We start from the raw sequence: 17,058 nt of genomic DNA on the forward strand, positions 1-17,058 counted from the left end.
ACAGCAGTGAACGTATTCAAGCCGACCATCCTCGCGCTCAGCATCCTTGCCGCCCCGGCCTTCGCCCAGGTGAACGTCACCATCGACGCCACCAAGCCCGGTCCGGTCATCAACAAGAACGTCTACGGCCAGTTCGCCGAACACCTCGGCACCGGCATCTACGAAGGCCTGTGGGTCGGCCCGAAATCGAAGATCCCGAACACCCGCGGCTGGCGCAACGACGTGGTCGGCGCCCTGAAGGAGCTGAAGGTGCCGCTGGTGCGCTGGCCGGGCGGCTGCTTCGCCGACGAATACCACTGGCGCGACGGCATCGGCGACCGTAACAAGCGCCCGGTGAAGGTCAATACCCACTGGGGCGGCGTGGCCGAGGACAACGCGGTCGGCACCCACGAATTCTTCGACCTGGTCGACATCCTGGACACCGAAGCCTACGTCAACGGCAACCTCGGCTCCGGCACCCCGCAGGAGATGGCCGAGTGGCTCGAGTACATGACCTCGGACACCAAGTCGACGCTGGCCGAGCAGCGCCGCAAGAACGGCCGCAAGGAACCGTTCAAGGTGGCCTATTTCGGCATCGGCAACGAAGCCTGGGGCTGCGGCGGCAACATGAAGCCGGAATACTACGCGCAGCTGTACAACCACTACGCCACCTTCCTCAAGACCCCGCCGAACGCGCGCCCGAAGATGGTCGCCAGCGGCGGCAACGACGACGACACCAAATGGACGGAAGTGCTGAGCAAGGAAGTCGCCAAGGGCACCGACGGCATCAGCTTCCACTTCTACACGCTGCCGACCGGCGTCTGGGAGAAAAAGGGCGCCGCGACCGGCTTCCCGGAAGCGGAATGGTTCTCGACCATGCAGCAAACCCTGCGCATGGATGGCCACATCCGCCGCAACGTCGCCATCCTCGACAAGAACGACCCGCAGAAGAAGATCGGTTTCTACGTCGACGAATGGGGCACCTGGTACGACGTCGAGCCGGGCACCAACCCGGGCTTCCTGTTCCAGCGTAACACCCTGCGCGACGCGGTCGTGGCGGCCCTGAACTTCAACATCTTCCATGCCCACGCAGAGCGCGTCCGCATGACCAACATCGCGCAGATGGTCAACGTGCTGCAAGCCATGATCATCACCGACAAGGACAAGATGCTGCTGACGCCGACCTACCACGCCTACAAGATGTACATCCCGTTCCAGGATGCGACCTCGCTGCCGACGGCCGTCAACAACGACGTCGCCTACTCGGTGGACAACAAGAGCATCCCGGGCATCAGCGCATCGAGCGCGCGCGGCAAGGACGGCAAGGTCTACGTGGCCCTGGTGAACACCAACCCGCGCCAGGCCAGCGACGTGACCGTCGACCTGAAGGGCCAGGCGGCCTCCGGCGCCACCGGCCAGGTCCTGACCGCCGAGGCGATGGACGCGCACAACACCTTCGACAAGCCGCAGGCGATCAAGCCGGCGCCATACAGCGCCAAGGCGGTCAACGGCAAGCTGACGCTCAAGGTGCCGGCCAAGTCGGTCGTGGTGGTCTCGGTAGACGCATAATGCGCAGGGTGGGCGGCGCCGCCGCCCACCCTTGGGATCACGATTGTTCAGGAGTTCGCAATGTCTTTAGTCTCCCGTTTCACCGGCTGCGTCCTGGCGCTCGCCACCACACTGCCGGCCTGCGCCGCGCCGGTCGACGTCCATGACCCGGTCATGGCGAAAGAGGGCAGCAAGTATTACCTCTTCAGCACCGGCCCCGGCATCACCTTCTACAGTTCGAGCGACATGAAGTCGTGGAAGCCGGAGGGCCGCGTCTTCCCCGGCGAGCCGGCATGGGCCAAAAAGGCGGCGCCGACCTTCAATGACCACATCTGGGCGCCGGACATTTACCAGCACAAGGGCAAGTACTACCTGTACTACTCCGTATCCGGTTTCGGCCTGAACACCTCCGGCATCGGCGTCACGACCAACACCACGCTCGACCCGCGTTCACCCAACTACAAATGGGAAGACCAGGGCATGGTGCTGCAGTCGGTGCCCGGCCGCGACCTGTGGAACGCGATCGACTCGCACGTGATCGACGACGAGCAGGGTACGCCATGGATGTCCTTCGGTTCCTTCTGGAGTGGTCTCAAGCTGGTCAAGCTGGATGCCAGCCGCACGAAACTGGCCGAACCGCAGGAATGGCACACCATCGCGCGCCGCGAGCGCCCGGCCTTTACGCCGGACCTGCACGGCGGCCCTGCCGCCATCGAAGCGCCCTTCATCATGAAGAAAAATGGCTGGTACTACCTGTTCGCCTCCTGGGACCTGTGCTGCAAGGGCAAGGACAGCACCTACAAGGTGGTGGTCGGGCGCGCGAAGCTTGTGACCGGTCCTTACCTCGACCGCAAGGGCGTGGACATGGCCAAGGGCGGCGGCTCGCTCGTCATCCAGGGCGACCGCGACTGGGTCGGACTGGGCCACAACAGCGCCTACACCTTCGACGGCAAGGACTACATGGTGCTGCACGCCTACGAGACCGCCGACAAGTACAAGCAGAAGCTGAAGGTGCTGCCCATGGCCTGGGACGGCGAGGGCTGGCCCACGGTCGATTCCGCGGAGCTGAACCGCTACCAGAGCGTGCGGCTGCCATGAAGCCTCGGCTCGCCGCGCTGACGCTGCTGGTGCTGAGTGCCTGGGCACAGGCGGCCGAGCTCTTTCCGCTGGCCGACGTACGCCTCAAGCCCGGCCCCTTCCTCGACGCCCAGACCACCGACCTGAATTACATGATGGCGATGGAGCCGGACCGGCTGCTGGCGCCCTTCCTGCGCGAAGCCGGATTGGAACCGCGCCGGCCGGGCTACGGCAACTGGGAGTCGACGGGACTGGACGGCCACATGGGCGGCCATTACCTGTCAGCGCTGGCGCTGATGTACGCCGCGACCGGCGATGCCGAGGTGCTGCGCCGCCTGAACCATTTCGTGGCGGAGCTCAAGCGGGCGCAGGCAGCCAACGGCGACGGTTACCTGGGCGGCATCCCCGGCGGACGCCAGGCTTGGCGCGACATCGCGGCCGGCAAGCTGGAGGCCGACAACTTCTCGGTCAACGGCAAGTGGGTGCCCTGGTATAACCTGCACAAGGTGTACGCGGGCCTGCGCGATGCCTACCGCTATGCCGGCAACGAGGATGCACGCGGCATGCTGATCGCCTTGTCCGATTGGGCGCAGGGCCTGACGGCGCGCCTGAGCGAAGAGCAGATGCAGCAGATGCTGCGCAGCGAGCATGGCGGCATGAACGAGATCTTCGCCGACGTGGCGCAGATGACGGGCGAACGCAAATACCTCGAGCTGGCACTGCGCTTCTCGCACCAGGCCGTGCTGCAGCCACTGACGCAAGGGCAGGACAAGCTGACCGGCCTGCACGCGAATACGCAGATCCCGAAGGTGATCGGTTTCAAGCGCATCGCCGACATGACGGGCAGGCAGGACCTCGACGAGGCAGCGCGCTTCTTCTGGCAGACCGTGGTCGACCGCCGCTCGGTGGCGATCGGCGGCAACAGCGTCAAGGAGCACTTCCATGACGAGAACAACTTCGGCTCCATGATCGGCGAGGTCGAAGGGCCGGAGACTTGCAACACCTACAATATGCTGAAGCTGACCGGCATGTTGTTCCAGTCCGAGCAGAAGGGCAGCTACGGCGACTATTACGAGCGCGCGCTCTACAACCACATCCTGTCCTCGCAGCGCCCGGGCGGCGGCTTCGTGTACTTCACGCCGATGCGGCCGAATCACTACCGCGTGTATTCGCAGGTCGACAAGGGCATGTGGTGCTGCGTGGGCTCGGGGATCGAGAGCCACGCGAAGTACGGCGAATTCATCTACGCGCACGAGGGCGATGCGCTGTTCGTGAACTTGTTCATTCCCTCGACGCTGCACTGGCGTGAGAAGGGCGTGAGGATCACGCAGGCGACGCGCTTCCCGGATCAGGGCAGCACGCGCCTGACCGTTGACGCTCCCGGCAGCTTTTCGATGAAGATCCGCTATCCGGGCTGGGTCGCGGCCGGGAAGATGGTGGTGAAGGTGAATGGCAGGGCGGTGAAGCATGACGCTACCCCGGGCGGCTATGTGAGCCTGGCCCGTGCCTGGCGCAAGGGCGACCGGGTCGACGTGCAGCTGCCGATGACGACGCGCCTGGAACAGATGCCGGACAAGTCGAACTACTACGCCGTCCTGCATGGTCCCGTCGTGCTGGCCGCGAAGACCCGTATGCTCGGTGACGAGAAGCTGAATTTCCTGGCCGACGATTCGCGCATGGGACATATCGCGGGTGGGCCGGTGTGTCCGCTGGAGGCGGCACCGATGCTGGTCAGCGATTCGAAGGACTTCCTGCGCCGCTTCCGGCCAGTGAAAGGCAAGGCGCTGACCTTTACCGCGCCGGGGCTCGTGCACGGCGCCGCCGGCAGCGCGACCGAATTCATTCCCTTCTTCCGCCTGCACGACTCGCGCTACACGATGTACTGGCAGCATTCGACGCCGGCCAACCTGGAACGCATGCAGGCCGAGAACGCGGCGCGTGAAGCGGACCGGCTGGCGCTGGACGCCCGCACCATCGACCAGGTGGCGCCGGGCGAGCAGCAGCCGGAATCGGACCACTTCTTCAAGGGCGAGGGCATCGCCGCCGGTGTGAATGACGGACGGCACTGGCGCCATGCGAGCAAATGGTTCAGCTATGAGTTGAAGGACCCGAAAGGGGAGGCGAAGCTGTTGCGTCTGACGTTTGCCAAGTCGGATGCCGGACGCCGCTTCGATATCGAGGCGAACGGCGTGCTGCTCGCGGAAGTGGCACTCACTGGCGATGCCGCTCAGGAGTTCTACACGGTCGATTACCCGCTACCGGCGTCCGTTGCGCAAGCGAAGCCGCCAATCGTCTCGGTGCGCTTCGTGGCCAAGCCGGGCTCGGTCGCCGGTGGGCTCTACGGGCTTCGCCTGTTGCGCTGACTGAGTGATCACTCAAGTGCCCCAATCTATCCAAGCCACATAATCGGTATTTTCGCATTGACAACTAAGGTTGATTAAATTAATGTTTCGAATACAAAGCAAAAAGCTTTGCTGCCGTGTTTTCGCTCTTTAAAAGCATACGTTTCGTGCGAGATGACTAGGTGTCCACGTCGACTTAACAGGTCGACGATATCACTTGATATCTCTACCGGGTGCCTTGATCCAATGGCCGCGAATCGCTCGCGCCCCATCGGATCAAAACACGCCCGGCCCTTATTGCGACTGTAGTAAGACGATAAAAGTGACGGAGTTAGCCCCAACATAGTTGCTACTCACCAATAGTCAAATAGATTCACTTTAGGCCAGACGGCCTGCTAATTGTGGCAGGCATTAACCTGAAAGGACAATGTCCAATGAATCTGTTTCTTGTAATCCGCTTTGCACGTAATCGTATTAACCGCGCTGTTTCGCCGGAAGCGAAACAAGTCGCGTGGCAGGCTATGTTGGGGCTTAAAAATGCAGTAGGCGAAAGCCTGATTAAACTGCTTTTTCGTTGGGCCTTGAATGATGCGATCAGGGATGTCCTGGATACCCTTCTGACCATTTTCACTGCATAACACTTCGTCACCTTTTCTATGAAAATTAAGTATTGCAGTGCTCCGATTGGCTCTGTTGCCAAGCTCGCTCACGCCTTAAATGTAGACGAGAAGCTGTTGCGTAACATCGCGGCTAATCCGTCGGACTACTATTCCCTAACAGAGATACCGAAGAAGTCCGGTGGAAATAGAATAATTTCTGACCCTGCCAAAGACCTTAAAATAGTACAGCGGCGGATTGTGCGCCGGATCTTTAGTAATTGTAGTTTTCCCTCATACCTTTTTGGTTCAGTCAAAGACGAGCATAACCCTAGGGATTTTGTGCGCAACGCTCAGTATCATGTTGATGCAGCAGAAGTAATCGCCTTTGATATCGATTCTTTTTTTCCTTCTGTTCGGCCTAATTTCATCAAGGCTATTTATAAATATCTCTTCAATTTCCCTGAGGAGGTTTGTCGTATTCTCGTTGGACTTACTACGCTGAATGACGGACTCCCGCAGGGCGCTCCTACAAGTTCATATTTAGCGAATTTGGTTTTTTACGACTGCGAGTATAAGTTAGTCAAAACGCTTGAGGCTAAAGGTCTAAGGTACACACGACTTGTAGACGATATCTCCGTTAGTTCTTTTACGCATATCGCTGGCTCGACCAGAACCTTCGTCTTTAATAGTATTGCCGCCCTTTTGGCGGAGAAAAAGCTGAAGATCTCTAAGCGGAAGTATAAGATTACTAGCACCGCGTTACATGGGGAAAAAACGATTGTTACTGGTCTGCTTGTGGAGGACAAAAAGGTAAAGCTGCCCAAGAATAAGGTCAAGGCAATCGGCGGATTGGTATATTCGTTAGCAAAGCATGCTGAGGTAGATCGAACTGACCCAAAATTTCATGCTTCTTTTGGAAAAGCTTCGGGGCAAGTGGCACTCTATTCTAGGTTAGATCCTGCTAAGTCGTTGGTGTACAGAACGGCGCTCCGTACAATGATGCCTATATATGCTCCAGCTAAAGTGAAGAAAATTAGTTGGCTCTGTCGCAACTTTGCAAATTATGCGAAGGCTCATCCGCACAAGGTATCTGAAGAGGGATATGCTCGGAAGTTTTATCGGTACAAACATAAAATTAATATCATCCGACGCACGCACCGGGGATTGGCGAGAAAACTTGCTGAGCAAATGGATTTGTATCGACCAACAAGGCTACTAGCGAGCTATTATGAATGACGGGAAAGTCAAGACATTTGACATACTAAAAGGCTACGGCTTTATAACCCCAGTTAAAGGCAAAGAACTATTTTTCCACTGGACTGATGTTGAATCCAAGTATCAAGGAGCAGCAGTCGCCGCAGGAACGCCTGTGAGTTTTGATCTGGATCCGGACAAAGCGCATCGAGCGCGCAACGTCAAAATCATATCGTCGTGATATCTAATTTGGTATCGATATCGGCGAAAAATTGATTGGCTGAGTATCTCGCTTTGTCTTACGATTGTGAAACAACAATACCGGAGACATAGTGATGAACATCGCTCGCAGGACCCTCCTGGGCACGGCCGCCGCACTGACGCTGGCTGCCGCCATCCCCGCCCACGCCGCCAAACCGCTCACCATCGGCTTCTCCCAGGTCGGCGCCGAAAGTGAATGGCGCACCGCCAACACCGCCTCGATCAAGAGCGCCGCCAGGCAGGCCGGCGTCAACCTGAAGTTCGCCGACGCCCAGCAGCGCCAGGAAAACCAGGTCAAGGCCATCCGTTCCTTCATCGCCCAGCGTGTCGATGTGATCGCGTTCTCGCCGGTCGTGGAATCCGGCTGGGACACCGTGCTGCGCGAGGCGAAAGCCGCCAAGATCCCGGTCATCCTAACCGACCGCGCCGTCAAGGTCAGCGATCCTTCGCTGTACGTGAGCTTCATCGGTTCCGATTTCGTGGAAGAGGGCCGCCGCGCCGCGCGCTGGCTGGTCGAGCACCAGAAGAAGAACCCGAACCGCAGTTACAACATCGTCGAGCTGCAGGGCACCGTCGGATCGGCGCCGGCCATCGACCGCAAGGCGGGCTTCGCGGAAGTCATCAAGGACAACCCGAAGCTGAAGATCATCCGCTCCCAGACCGGCGACTTCACCCGCGCCAAGGGTAAAGAGGTGATGGAAGCCTTCCTGAAATCCGAAGGCAAGAACATCAACGTGCTCTATGCGCACAACGACGACATGGCCATAGGCGCGATCCAGGCCATCGAGGAAGCGGGCCTGAAGCCGGGCAAGGATATCCTGGTGGTGTCGATCGACGGTGTGCGCGGGGCTTTCGAGGCCATGTTGCAGGGTAAGCTCAACGTGACGGTCGAATGCAACCCGCTGCTCGGGCCGCAGCTGATCCAGACCGCGCAGCTGGTCAAGGCAGGCAAGCCGGTGCCGAAGCGGATTACCGTGAACGAGGGTGTGTTCCCAGCTGAAGTCGCGGCCAAGGAATTCCCGAACCGTAAATACTGAGGCGACCATGCTCGCCTCGACCACGGTGGCCCCGGTCCTTGAAGTGACCGGCATCCACAAGCAATTCCCGGGCGTGAAGGCGCTGTCGGAAGCGGGTCTGCGCCTGTTCCCCGGCGAAGTCCACACGCTGATGGGCCAGAACGGCGCCGGCAAGTCGACCCTGATCAAGGTCCTGACCGGCGTCTACCACCCGGAGCGCGGCAGCATTATGCTGGACGGCCGGGCCATCGCGCCAACGTCGACCCAGGATGCACAGGAACTCGGCATCAGCACGGTGTACCAGGAAGTGAACCTGTGCCCGAACCTGTCGGTCGCCGAGAACATCTTTATTGGACGCTATCCGCGCCGCTTCGGCATGATCGACTGGCGGGGCATGCGCCGCCAGGCCGCCGAACTGCTGAAGCGCCTGCAGATCGATATCGACGTCAGCCAGCCCTTGTCAAGCTATCCGCTCGCCATTCAGCAGATGGTGGCGATCGCGCGCGCACTGAACATCTCGGCCAAGGTCCTGATCCTCGACGAGCCGACCTCCAGCCTCGACGAGAACGAAGTCCAGCTGCTGTTCTCGGTGCTGCGTTCGCTGCGCGAGCAGGGCATGGCGATCCTGTTCGTCACCCACTTCCTTGACCAGACTTACGCGATCTCGGACCGCATCACGGTGATGCGCAACGGCGAGCGCGAAGGCGAGTACCTGTGCAGCGAGCTGTCGCGCCTTGCCCTGGTCAACAAGATGATCGGTGCGCCTGCGGAGGCCCAGGAAGAAAGCGGCAGTGCGTGCGCACAAGCCGCTGAGCAGAATGAAACCTTTTTGCGCACGAAGGCATTGGCGCGCAAGGGCGTCCTGAACCCGGTCGACCTCGAGATCCGCAAGGGAGAACTGCTCGGCCTGGCCGGCCTGCTTGGCTCCGGCCGCACCGAGACTGCCCGCCTGCTGTTCGGCGCCGACAAGGCCGACAGCGGCGCCATCGAGATCGGCGGCCGCAGCCGCAGCTTCTCGACCCCGCGCGACGCGATCGCCGAGGGCATCGGCTTCTGCTCGGAAGACCGCAAGCACGAAGGCGCCATCCTGGCCCTGTCCGTGCGTGAAAACCTGATCCTGGCGCTGCAGGCGCGCCAGGGGCTGTTGCGTGCGATCCCGATGCGGCGCCAGCAGGAACTCGCCGCTTACTACGTAAAACAACTGGGGATCAAGACCGCCAGCATCGAGACGCCGATCGGCACGCTCTCGGGCGGCAACCAGCAGAAGGTCTTGCTGGCGCGCTGGCTGGCCACCGAGCCGAAGCTGATGATCCTCGACGAACCGACGCGCGGCATCGACGTGCGCGCCAAGCAGGAAATCATGGATTACGTTACCACCTTGTGCCGCAAGGGCATGTCGATTCTGTTCATCTCGTCCGAACTGCCCGAGGTGCTGCGCGTGAGCGACCGCATCGTGGTCATGCGCGACCGGAAGGCCTGCGGCGAATACCGCCGCGGTGAGCTGGACGACAGCTCGGTGCTGCACGTGATCGCCGGGGAGGGCTGCGCATGAACGCCGCAGTGAAGGAAGCGGTGCTCCAGCCCGCGCAACCGGCCCGGCCCTCGGTGTTCCAGCACGCGCTGTTCCGGCCGATCGCCGCGCTGGTCCTGCTGCTGCTGATCGACTTCGCCCTCATCCCCGGCTTCTTCCGCCTCGAGATCAAGGACGGCCACCTTTACGGCAGCCTGGTCGACATCGTCAACCGCGCCGCGCCCCTGATGCTGGCGGCGATCGGCATGACCCTGGTGATCGCCACCCGCGGCATCGACATCTCGGTCGGCGCGGTGGTGGCGCTGTCCGGCACGGTCGCCTCGATGCTCATCGGCGGCACCATGGTGATCAACAACGGCGTGCCCGAGTACGTGGCCCAGACGCCGATGGCGCTGGCGCTGCTGGCCGCCATGGGCGCGGCCCTGCTGTGCGGGCTGTGGAACGGTGCCCTGGTCGCGGGCCTCGGCCTGCAGCCGATCGTCGCGACCCTGATCCTGATGGTCGCCGGGCGCGGCCTGGCCCAGCTGCTGACCGACGGCCAGATCGTCACCGTCTACTACCAGCCCTTCTTCTTCCTGGGGAGCGGCTATCTATTGGGACTGCCGTTCGCGCTGTTCGTCGTGGTGGCCGTGTTCGCGGTCACCAGCCTGCTGCTGCGGCACACGGCCCTCGGCCTGTTCATCCAGGCGGTCGGCATCAATCCAGTGGCGGCGCGCCTGGCCGGCATCCGCACCGCGGCCCTGGTCGTCTTCGTCTACGTGTTCAGTGCGGCCTGCGCCGGCATGGCCGGGCTGATGATCAGCTCCAACGTGAAAAGCGCCGACGCGAACAACGCCGGCCTGCTGCTGGAACTGGATGCCATCCTGGCGGTGACCCTGGGCGGCACCTCGCTCGCGGGAGGCAAGTTCTCGCTGGTCGGGAGCATCATCGGGGCGCTGATCATCCAGACGCTCACCTATACCATCTATTCGCTGGGCGTCCCGCCCGAGGTCAACATGGTCGTCAAGTCGGTCGTGGTCTTCCTGGTCTGCATCTCGCAATCCGACCAGTTCAAGTCGCTGTGGAAGAGGAGGGCGGCATGAAGAATCTGACCAGTGCGCCTTGGTTCACCTCGGCGGCAACCGTGGTCCTGCTGCTGGCCATGCTGCTGGCCGGCGGCCAGGCCTACGACGGCTTCCTGTCGCTGCAGGTGATGCTCAACCTCCTGATCGACAATGCCTTCCTGCTGGTGCTGGCCATCGGCATGGGTTTCGTGATCCTTTCCGGCGGCATCGACCTGTCGGTGGGCGCGGTGCTGGCATTGGCGACCATGGTCGCGGCCTGGCTGCTGCAGGTCGCCGGGTGGCCGCCCGTGGTGGTCATCGTCGCCGTGCTGCTGGGCGGCGCGCTGTTCGGCGGCGCGATGGGCGCGATCATCCACTTCTTCCGCCTGCAGCCCTTCATCGTGACCCTGGCCGGCATGTTCCTGGCGCGCGGCCTGTGCTACCTGATCAGCATCGAGTCGATCACCATCGAAGACCCGCTGTTCGTCGCGATGTCGCAGACGCAGCTGCCCTTCCTCGGCGGCTTCCTGTCGCCCGGCGCGCTGGTGGCGATCGGCATGCTGGCGCTCGCCGTGTGGATGGCGCATTACTCGTCCTTCGGCCGTGCCGTCTACGCCGTGGGCGGCAACGAGCAGTCGGCCGCGATGATGGGCCTGGCCGTGGGTCGCACCAAGGTCCTGGTCTACGCCTTCAGCGGCTTCTGCGCGGCCCTGGGCGGCCTGCTGTTCTCGTTCTACATGCTGTCCGGGTATGGCCTGCACGCCCAGGGCACCGAACTGGATGCCATTGCGGCGGTCGTCATCGGCGGCACCCTGCTCACCGGCGGCTACGGCTACGTGCTTGGGGCGCTGTCGGGCGTGCTGGTGCTCGGCACCATCCAGACCCTGATCGCCTTCGACGGCACCCTCAGCTCCTGGTGGACCAAGATCGTCATCGGGGCCTTGCTGTTCGTGTTCTGCGTGGTGCAGCGCCTGATGGGCTTCCGCCAGAAGCACAGCTAATAAATACTAGAAGATATATAAGGAGACCTCATGATTAAAGCTTCCGTACTCGCGCTGGGCCTCGCCGCGTCGGCACTGGCCCAGGCGGCCAACCCGATCGTCACCGACATCTTCACGGCCGACCCGGCCGCGCTGGTGGACAAGGGGCGCGTCTATCTCTATGTCGGCAAGGACGAGGCGCCGGTGGGCGGCAAGGACTACGTCATGAACGAGTGGCGCGTGTACTCGAGCTGCGACATGAAGAAGTGGACCGACCATGGTTCTCCGCTGCGCGTCAGCACCTTCAAGTGGGCCGGCCGCGACGCCTGGGCGTCGGATATCGTCAAGCGCAACGGCAAGTACTACTTCTATTCGACCGTGGACCACGCCACCATCAAGGGCAAGGCCATCGGCGTCGCGGTCTCGGATAGCCCGACCGGTCCCTTCGTGGACGCGCGCGGCACGGCCCTCGTCACCAACGACATGACGAAGGAAACCGACATCCTGTGGGACGACATCGACCCGGCCGTCTTCATCGACGACGACGGCCAGGCCTATCTCTACTGGGGCAACACGGTCATGAAGTATGCGAAGCTCAAACCGAACATGACCGAGCTCGACGGCCCGATCCACACCGTGGGCCTGGATTCCTTCACCGAAGCGGCCTACCTGCACAAGCACAAGGGCACTTATTACCTCTCGTACTCGCGCAAGTTCCCGGAAGAGACCGTGGTCATGAGCGGCCCCACGGCCACCGGTCCCTGGTCCTTCGGCGGCGTGATCATGGAGAAGAACAGCAACGTCAACACCATCCACCAGGCCATCGTCGAGTTCAACGGCAAGTCCTACATCTTCTACCACAACGGCAAGCTGCCGACCGGTGGCGAATTCCGCCGTTCCGTGGCCGTCGAGGAGCTGCGCTACGCCCCGGACGGGAAGATCCTGCCGGTGGCGCAGACTGCCGAGGGACCGGCCGCCAACCCGTCGCCCGCTTGCAAGTGATAACGACTCAGCAGTATTTCTTCCGGTTCGATATCCAAAATGATATTATTTTCTGATGGATACAACGAACCCGAACTGGTTTTTGAAGGCGCGCCTCAAGACGCGCCAGCTGCTGCTCCTGATCGCGCTGGACGACTACCGCAACATCCACCGTGCGGCCGAGGAGCTGCACATGACGCAGCCGGCGGCGTCCAAGCAGATCAAGGACCTCGAAGAGATGCTGGACGTGCGCCTGTTCGAGCGCCTGCCGCGCGGGATGGAGCCGACCATTTACGGCGAGACGATGATCCGCCACGCGCGCATGGCCCTCACCAGCCTGGCGCTGGCCCACGACGACCTGCTGGCGCTGAAGGCCGGCCTGTCGGGGCAGGTCGAAGTGGGCGTCATCATGTCGCCCGCGATGGCGCTGCTGCCGCGGGCGATCGCGCGCATCAAGGAACAGGCGCCGCTGCTGCGGATCGGCGTGCACCTAGAGCCCAGCAACGTCTTGCTCGACAAGCTGCAGCGCGGCACGCTCGACTTCATGATCGGCCGCATCCTGGAGAAGGAAGGCTCGGGCGGCCTGGTCTACGAGGAGCTGACCGAGGAACCCGCCTGCGCCGTGGTGCGCCCGGGCCATGCACTGCTCGATGCGAAGGACCTGCGCCTGGAAGACATCGCCGACCGGCCCTGGATCTTGCCGCCGCCCGGCAGCATCCTGCGCCACCGCTTCGACATGATGTTCCGCCGCGCCGGCCTGCAGCCTCCAAGCAACGTGGTCGACACCACGGCGCTGCTGCTGATCACCACGCTGCTGCAGCAGACCGATTCGCTGCACGTGATGCCCTTGGAGGTGGCGCAGTACTACGCGTCGCTGAACGTCATGCGCATCCTGCCGATCGAGCTGCCCTGCAAGATGGATGCCTTCGGCATCATCCGCCAGCAGGATCATTTGCTGGCGCCGGGCGCCGAGCTGCTCCTGCGGCAGGTGAGGCTGGCAGCGTCCGAAATCTACTAGGGCGGCATGCGCGGCCCTTTGACATCAAAGGAGTCCGCCCATGCTGACAGTCGCACGTTTCACCCTCGCCCTGCTGTGCGCGCCGGCCTTCGCGGCCGCCGCCGAATTCGCCAATCCCCTGGTGCTGCAGCGCGCCGACCCGCATGTCAGCCTGCATGCGGACGGCTATTACTACTACACGGCCACGGTTCCCGAGTATGACCGGATCGAACTGCGCCGCACCCGTTCCCTGAACGAGCTGGGCAAGGCCGAGGCCAAAGTCGTCTGGCGCAAGCACGCCCGCGGACCGATGAGCCGCCACATCTGGGCGCCGGAACTGCATCACATCGATGGCAAGTGGTACCTGTACTTCACCGCGGGGCGGGACGATGCCCCCTTCGACATCCGCCTCTACGTGCTCGAGAACGCATCCGCGAATCCGCTCGAAGGGCAGTGGATTGAGCGCGGACAGCTGAAGACGGGCTGGGAATCCTTCGCCCTCGATGCGACGAGCTTTGCACTGAACGGGCAGCGCTACCTGGCCTGGACCCAGCGCCCGCCCACCGCGACCAAGCACATGACGGCGGTCTACATCGCCAGAATGGACACGCCGCTCTCCATCACCGGCCCCGCGACGATGCTGACCGCACCCGAATACCCGTGGGAGAAAGTGAAGCACGACGTCAACGAGGCACCGGCGGTCCTCGTCAAGAATGGCCGGGTGTTCATGACCTATTCCGCCAGCGCGACCGACGCCAGCTACAGCCTGGGCTTGCTGAGCGCTCCGGCGTCGGCCAACCTGCTCGATGCGGCATCCTGGACCAAGTCGGCGCTACCGGTATTCCGCAGCAGCGCCGCGACCAGCCAGTACGGCCCGGGTCACAATTCCTTCACGACAAGCCCGGACGGCAAGCTGGATATCCTGGTCTACCACGCGCGCAACTATGAGGAGATCAAGGGGGACTCCCTGTTTGACCCGAACCGCCATACGCGTGCGCAGCGCATCCAGTGGCGCGCCGATGGGACGCCTGACTTCGGCGTTCCGGTTGCGGATACGGCGATACACCAGCAGTCGCGCTGAGGTTTCCGGGACGCGGCGTCAATCGGTGCCTGCCGCCGCAGCAGGCGCGCCTCGCCGCCTCTGAGCTATACTAGTGCGTATCTGCCCCACCGACATCGTCAACCGATCCTGTAAGCCCTGTCCTGACAGGGCTTTTATATTTTGCACGGCTTACCCGAAGCCTGAAACAATGGCAGATTCGGGTATGCCACTTTTAGTTCAGATTTGGAATTCTCCATGGAAATTAAGGTCAACTTTCTCGACAAACTGCGTCTGGAAGCCAAGTTCGACGACTTCACGGTTATTGCCGACCAGCCTATCCGCTACAAGGGCGACGGCTCCGCGCCTGGTCCTTTCGACTACTTCCTGGCCTCGTCGGCCTTGTGTGCCGCGTACTTCGTGAAGTTGTACTGCAACACCCGCAATATTCCAACCGAGAATATTCGCCTGTCCCAGAATAATATTGTCGACCCGGAAAACCGTTACCAGCAGATCTTCAAGATCCAGGTCGAGCTGCCGCCGGACATCTCCGAGAAGGACCGCCAGGGTATCCTGCGCTCGATCGACCGTTGCACCGTCAAGAAAGTGGTGCAGGCCGGCCCGGAATTCGTGATCGAAGAGGTCGCCAACCTGGATGCCGATGCCCAGGCCCTGCTGACCCTGCAGCCCGATGCCGGAGCACGTACCTATATTCCGGGCAAGGACCTGCCCCTGGAGCAAACGATCGCGAACATGTCCGGGATGCTGGCGTCCTGGGGCATCAAGATCGAAATCGCGTCCTGGCGCAATATCGTGCCGAATGTCTGGTCGCTGCATATCCGCGATGCGCATTCGCCGATGTGTTTCACCAACGGCAAGGGAGCGACCAAGGAAAGCGCCCTGGCGTCGGCCCTGGGCGAGTACATCGAGCGCCTCAACAACAATCACTTCTATGCCGGCGTGTTCTGGGGCGAGGACATCGCCAATGCCCCGTTCGTGCATTACCCGAACGAGCGCTGGTTCCAGCCCGGCCGCAAGGACGCGCTGCCGGCCGGGATTCTCGACGAGTACTGCCTGGGCATCTACGATCCCGACGGCGAGCTGCGTGGCTCGCACCTGGTCGACACCAATTCCGGCAATGCGGAGCGCGGCATCGTTTCCCTGCCGTTCACCCGGCATTCGGATGGCGAAGTGGTCTATTTCCCGTCCAACCTGGTTGAAAACCTCTACGCCAGCAACGGCATGAGCGCCGGTAATACGCTGGCCGAAGCGCAGGTGCAATGCCTGTCCGAGATTTTCGAGCGCGCCGTCAAGCGCGAAATCCTGGAAGGTGAACTGGCCTTGCCCGACGTGCCTTCGGAGGTGCTGGCGAAATACCCGGCCATCCTGGCGGGGATCCAGGGCCTGGAAGAGCAGGGTTTCCCGGTGCTGGTCAAGGATGCCTCGCTGGGCGGGACCTACCCGGTCATGTGCGTCACCCTGATGAACCCGCGCACCGGCGGCGTGTTTGCCTCCTTCGGCGCACACCCGAGCTTCGAGGTGGCACTGGAACGCAGCCTGACGGAACTGCTGCAGGGTCGTAGTTTCGAAGGCCTGAACGATCTGCCCCAGCCCACGTTCGCCAGCAACGCCGTGACCGAGCCCTACAACTTCGTCGAGCACTTCATCGATTCCAGCGGCGTGGTGTCCTGGCGCTTCTTCAGCGCCAAGGCCGATTTCGATTTCGTCGAATGGGACTTTTCCGGCCAGGGCAAGAACTCGAATGCCGACGAAGCCGGGACCCTGCTCGGTATTCTCGAAGAGATGGGCAAGGAGGTCTACACGGCGGTATACGACCAGCTGGGCGCCATCGCCTGCCGCATCCTGGTGCCCGGCTATTCCGAGATCTATCCGGTCGAAGACCTGGTGTGGGACAACACCAACAAGGCGCTGCTGTTCCGCGCCGACATCCTGAACCTGCATCGCCTGGACGATGACAGCCTGGCCGCGCTGCTCGACCGCCTGGAGAACAACGAGCTGGACGAATATTCCGACATCGCCAGCCTGATCGGTATCGAGTTCGACGAGAACACGGACTGGGGCCAGCTGACGGTCCTCGAGCTGCGCCTGCTCATCAACCTCGCCCTGCAGCAATTCGAAGAAGCCCACGAGCTGGTGGGCGCCTTCCTGCAGTACAACGACAATACCGTCGAGCGCCGCCTGTTCTACCAGGCGCTGAACGTGGTGCTCGAAGTGGTGCTCGACGATGAGCTGGAACTGGACGATTACGTGCACAACTTCCGCCGTATGTACGGCGACGCGCGCATGGATGCGGCGCTGGGCTCGGTGGACGGCAGTGTGCGCTTCCACGGCCTGACGCCGACCAGCATGAAACTGGAAGGGCTCGACAGGCACCACCGCCTGATCGACAGCTACAAGAAGCTGCATGCGGCGCGGGCCAGGGCGGCCGCATCGGGGAAGTGATGCGGTAG

Annotated in this window: 14 protein-coding genes; all 14 read left to right on the forward strand. The window is 62.0% G+C overall.

From position 1 onward, the window contains the following. Nucleotides 1-6: 6 nt before the first annotated feature. The 14 genes from ACSQ25_RS11410 to ACSQ25_RS11475 all read left to right on the forward strand — a co-directional run bounded on the left by ACSQ25_RS11410 (nucleotide 7) and on the right by ACSQ25_RS11475 (nucleotide 17,050). Complete coding sequence (locus tag ACSQ25_RS11410; RefSeq protein ID WP_436105802.1) at nucleotides 7-1,548, forward strand: alpha-N-arabinofuranosidase; 1,542 nt, start codon at nucleotides 7-9, stop codon at nucleotides 1,546-1,548. 60 nt (nucleotides 1,549-1,608) lie between these two features. Then, nucleotides 1,609-2,625 (forward strand): arabinan endo-1,5-alpha-L-arabinosidase, encoded by a 1,017-nt coding sequence (locus ACSQ25_RS11415; RefSeq protein ID WP_436105803.1) that lies wholly within the window; start codon nucleotides 1,609-1,611, stop codon nucleotides 2,623-2,625. Then, nucleotides 2,622-4,967: a beta-L-arabinofuranosidase domain-containing protein gene (locus ACSQ25_RS11420; RefSeq protein WP_436105804.1), complete on the forward strand. Its 2,346-nt coding sequence runs from the start codon at nucleotides 2,622-2,624 to the stop codon at nucleotides 4,965-4,967. Before ACSQ25_RS11415 ends, ACSQ25_RS11420 begins: the two co-directional genes overlap by 4 nt. Nucleotides 4,968-5,380: 413 nt before the next feature. Continuing rightward, complete coding sequence (locus tag ACSQ25_RS11425) at nucleotides 5,381-5,584, forward strand: hypothetical protein (protein ID WP_436105805.1); 204 nt, start codon at nucleotides 5,381-5,383, stop codon at nucleotides 5,582-5,584. A gap of 96 nt (nucleotides 5,585-5,680) precedes the next feature. Then, complete coding sequence (locus ACSQ25_RS11430; protein WP_436105806.1) at nucleotides 5,681-6,781, forward strand: reverse transcriptase family protein; 1,101 nt, start codon at nucleotides 5,681-5,683, stop codon at nucleotides 6,779-6,781. After that, on the forward strand, nucleotides 6,774-6,980 hold the full coding sequence (locus ACSQ25_RS11435) for a cold-shock protein (protein WP_436105807.1): 207 nt from the start codon (nucleotides 6,774-6,776) through the stop codon (nucleotides 6,978-6,980). Before ACSQ25_RS11430 ends, ACSQ25_RS11435 begins: the two co-directional genes overlap by 8 nt. Before the next feature lie 94 nt (nucleotides 6,981-7,074). Next, on the forward strand, nucleotides 7,075-8,037 hold the full coding sequence (locus ACSQ25_RS11440) for an ABC transporter substrate-binding protein (RefSeq protein WP_436105808.1): 963 nt from the start codon (nucleotides 7,075-7,077) through the stop codon (nucleotides 8,035-8,037). Nucleotides 8,038-8,044: 7 nt separating this feature from the next. Beyond that, complete coding sequence (locus ACSQ25_RS11445) at nucleotides 8,045-9,568, forward strand: sugar ABC transporter ATP-binding protein (RefSeq protein ID WP_436105809.1); 1,524 nt, start codon at nucleotides 8,045-8,047, stop codon at nucleotides 9,566-9,568. After that, nucleotides 9,565-10,629, forward strand: a complete 1,065-nt coding sequence (locus tag ACSQ25_RS11450; RefSeq protein ID WP_436105810.1) for an ABC transporter permease — start codon at nucleotides 9,565-9,567, stop codon at nucleotides 10,627-10,629. The genes ACSQ25_RS11445 and ACSQ25_RS11450 overlap by 4 nt, the downstream gene beginning before the upstream one ends. After that, a complete protein-coding gene (gene yjfF / locus ACSQ25_RS11455) occupies nucleotides 10,626-11,591 on the forward strand; it encodes a galactofuranose ABC transporter, permease protein YjfF (RefSeq protein ID WP_436105811.1) in 966 nt (321 codons plus the stop codon). The genes ACSQ25_RS11450 and yjfF overlap by 4 nt, the downstream gene beginning before the upstream one ends. 30 nt (nucleotides 11,592-11,621) lie before the next feature. Next, nucleotides 11,622-12,572, forward strand: coding sequence for a glycoside hydrolase family 43 protein (locus ACSQ25_RS11460; RefSeq protein WP_436105812.1), 951 nt, complete (start codon nucleotides 11,622-11,624; stop codon nucleotides 12,570-12,572). Between the two features lie 55 nt (nucleotides 12,573-12,627). Beyond that, nucleotides 12,628-13,569 carry a LysR family transcriptional regulator gene (locus ACSQ25_RS11465; RefSeq protein ID WP_436105813.1) on the forward strand — a complete coding sequence of 314 codons (942 nt, stop codon included), beginning with the start codon at nucleotides 12,628-12,630 and terminating at the stop codon, nucleotides 13,567-13,569. A 40-nt stretch (nucleotides 13,570-13,609) separates the two neighbouring features. Then, the gene (locus ACSQ25_RS11470; RefSeq protein WP_436105814.1) at nucleotides 13,610-14,629 is read left to right on the forward strand and encodes a glycoside hydrolase family 43 protein; all 1,020 of its coding nucleotides are present in this window, start codon (nucleotides 13,610-13,612) and stop codon (nucleotides 14,627-14,629) included. Between the two features lie 216 nt (nucleotides 14,630-14,845). Continuing rightward, nucleotides 14,846-17,050, forward strand: a complete 2,205-nt coding sequence (locus tag ACSQ25_RS11475; RefSeq protein WP_436105815.1) for an OsmC domain/YcaO domain-containing protein — start codon at nucleotides 14,846-14,848, stop codon at nucleotides 17,048-17,050. Nucleotides 17,051-17,058 lie beyond the last annotated feature (8 nt).

The sequence above is a fragment of the Massilia sp. LjRoot122 genome (genome assembly GCF_964252725.1).
GTDB lineage: Bacteria > Pseudomonadota > Gammaproteobacteria > Burkholderiales > Burkholderiaceae_D > Telluria.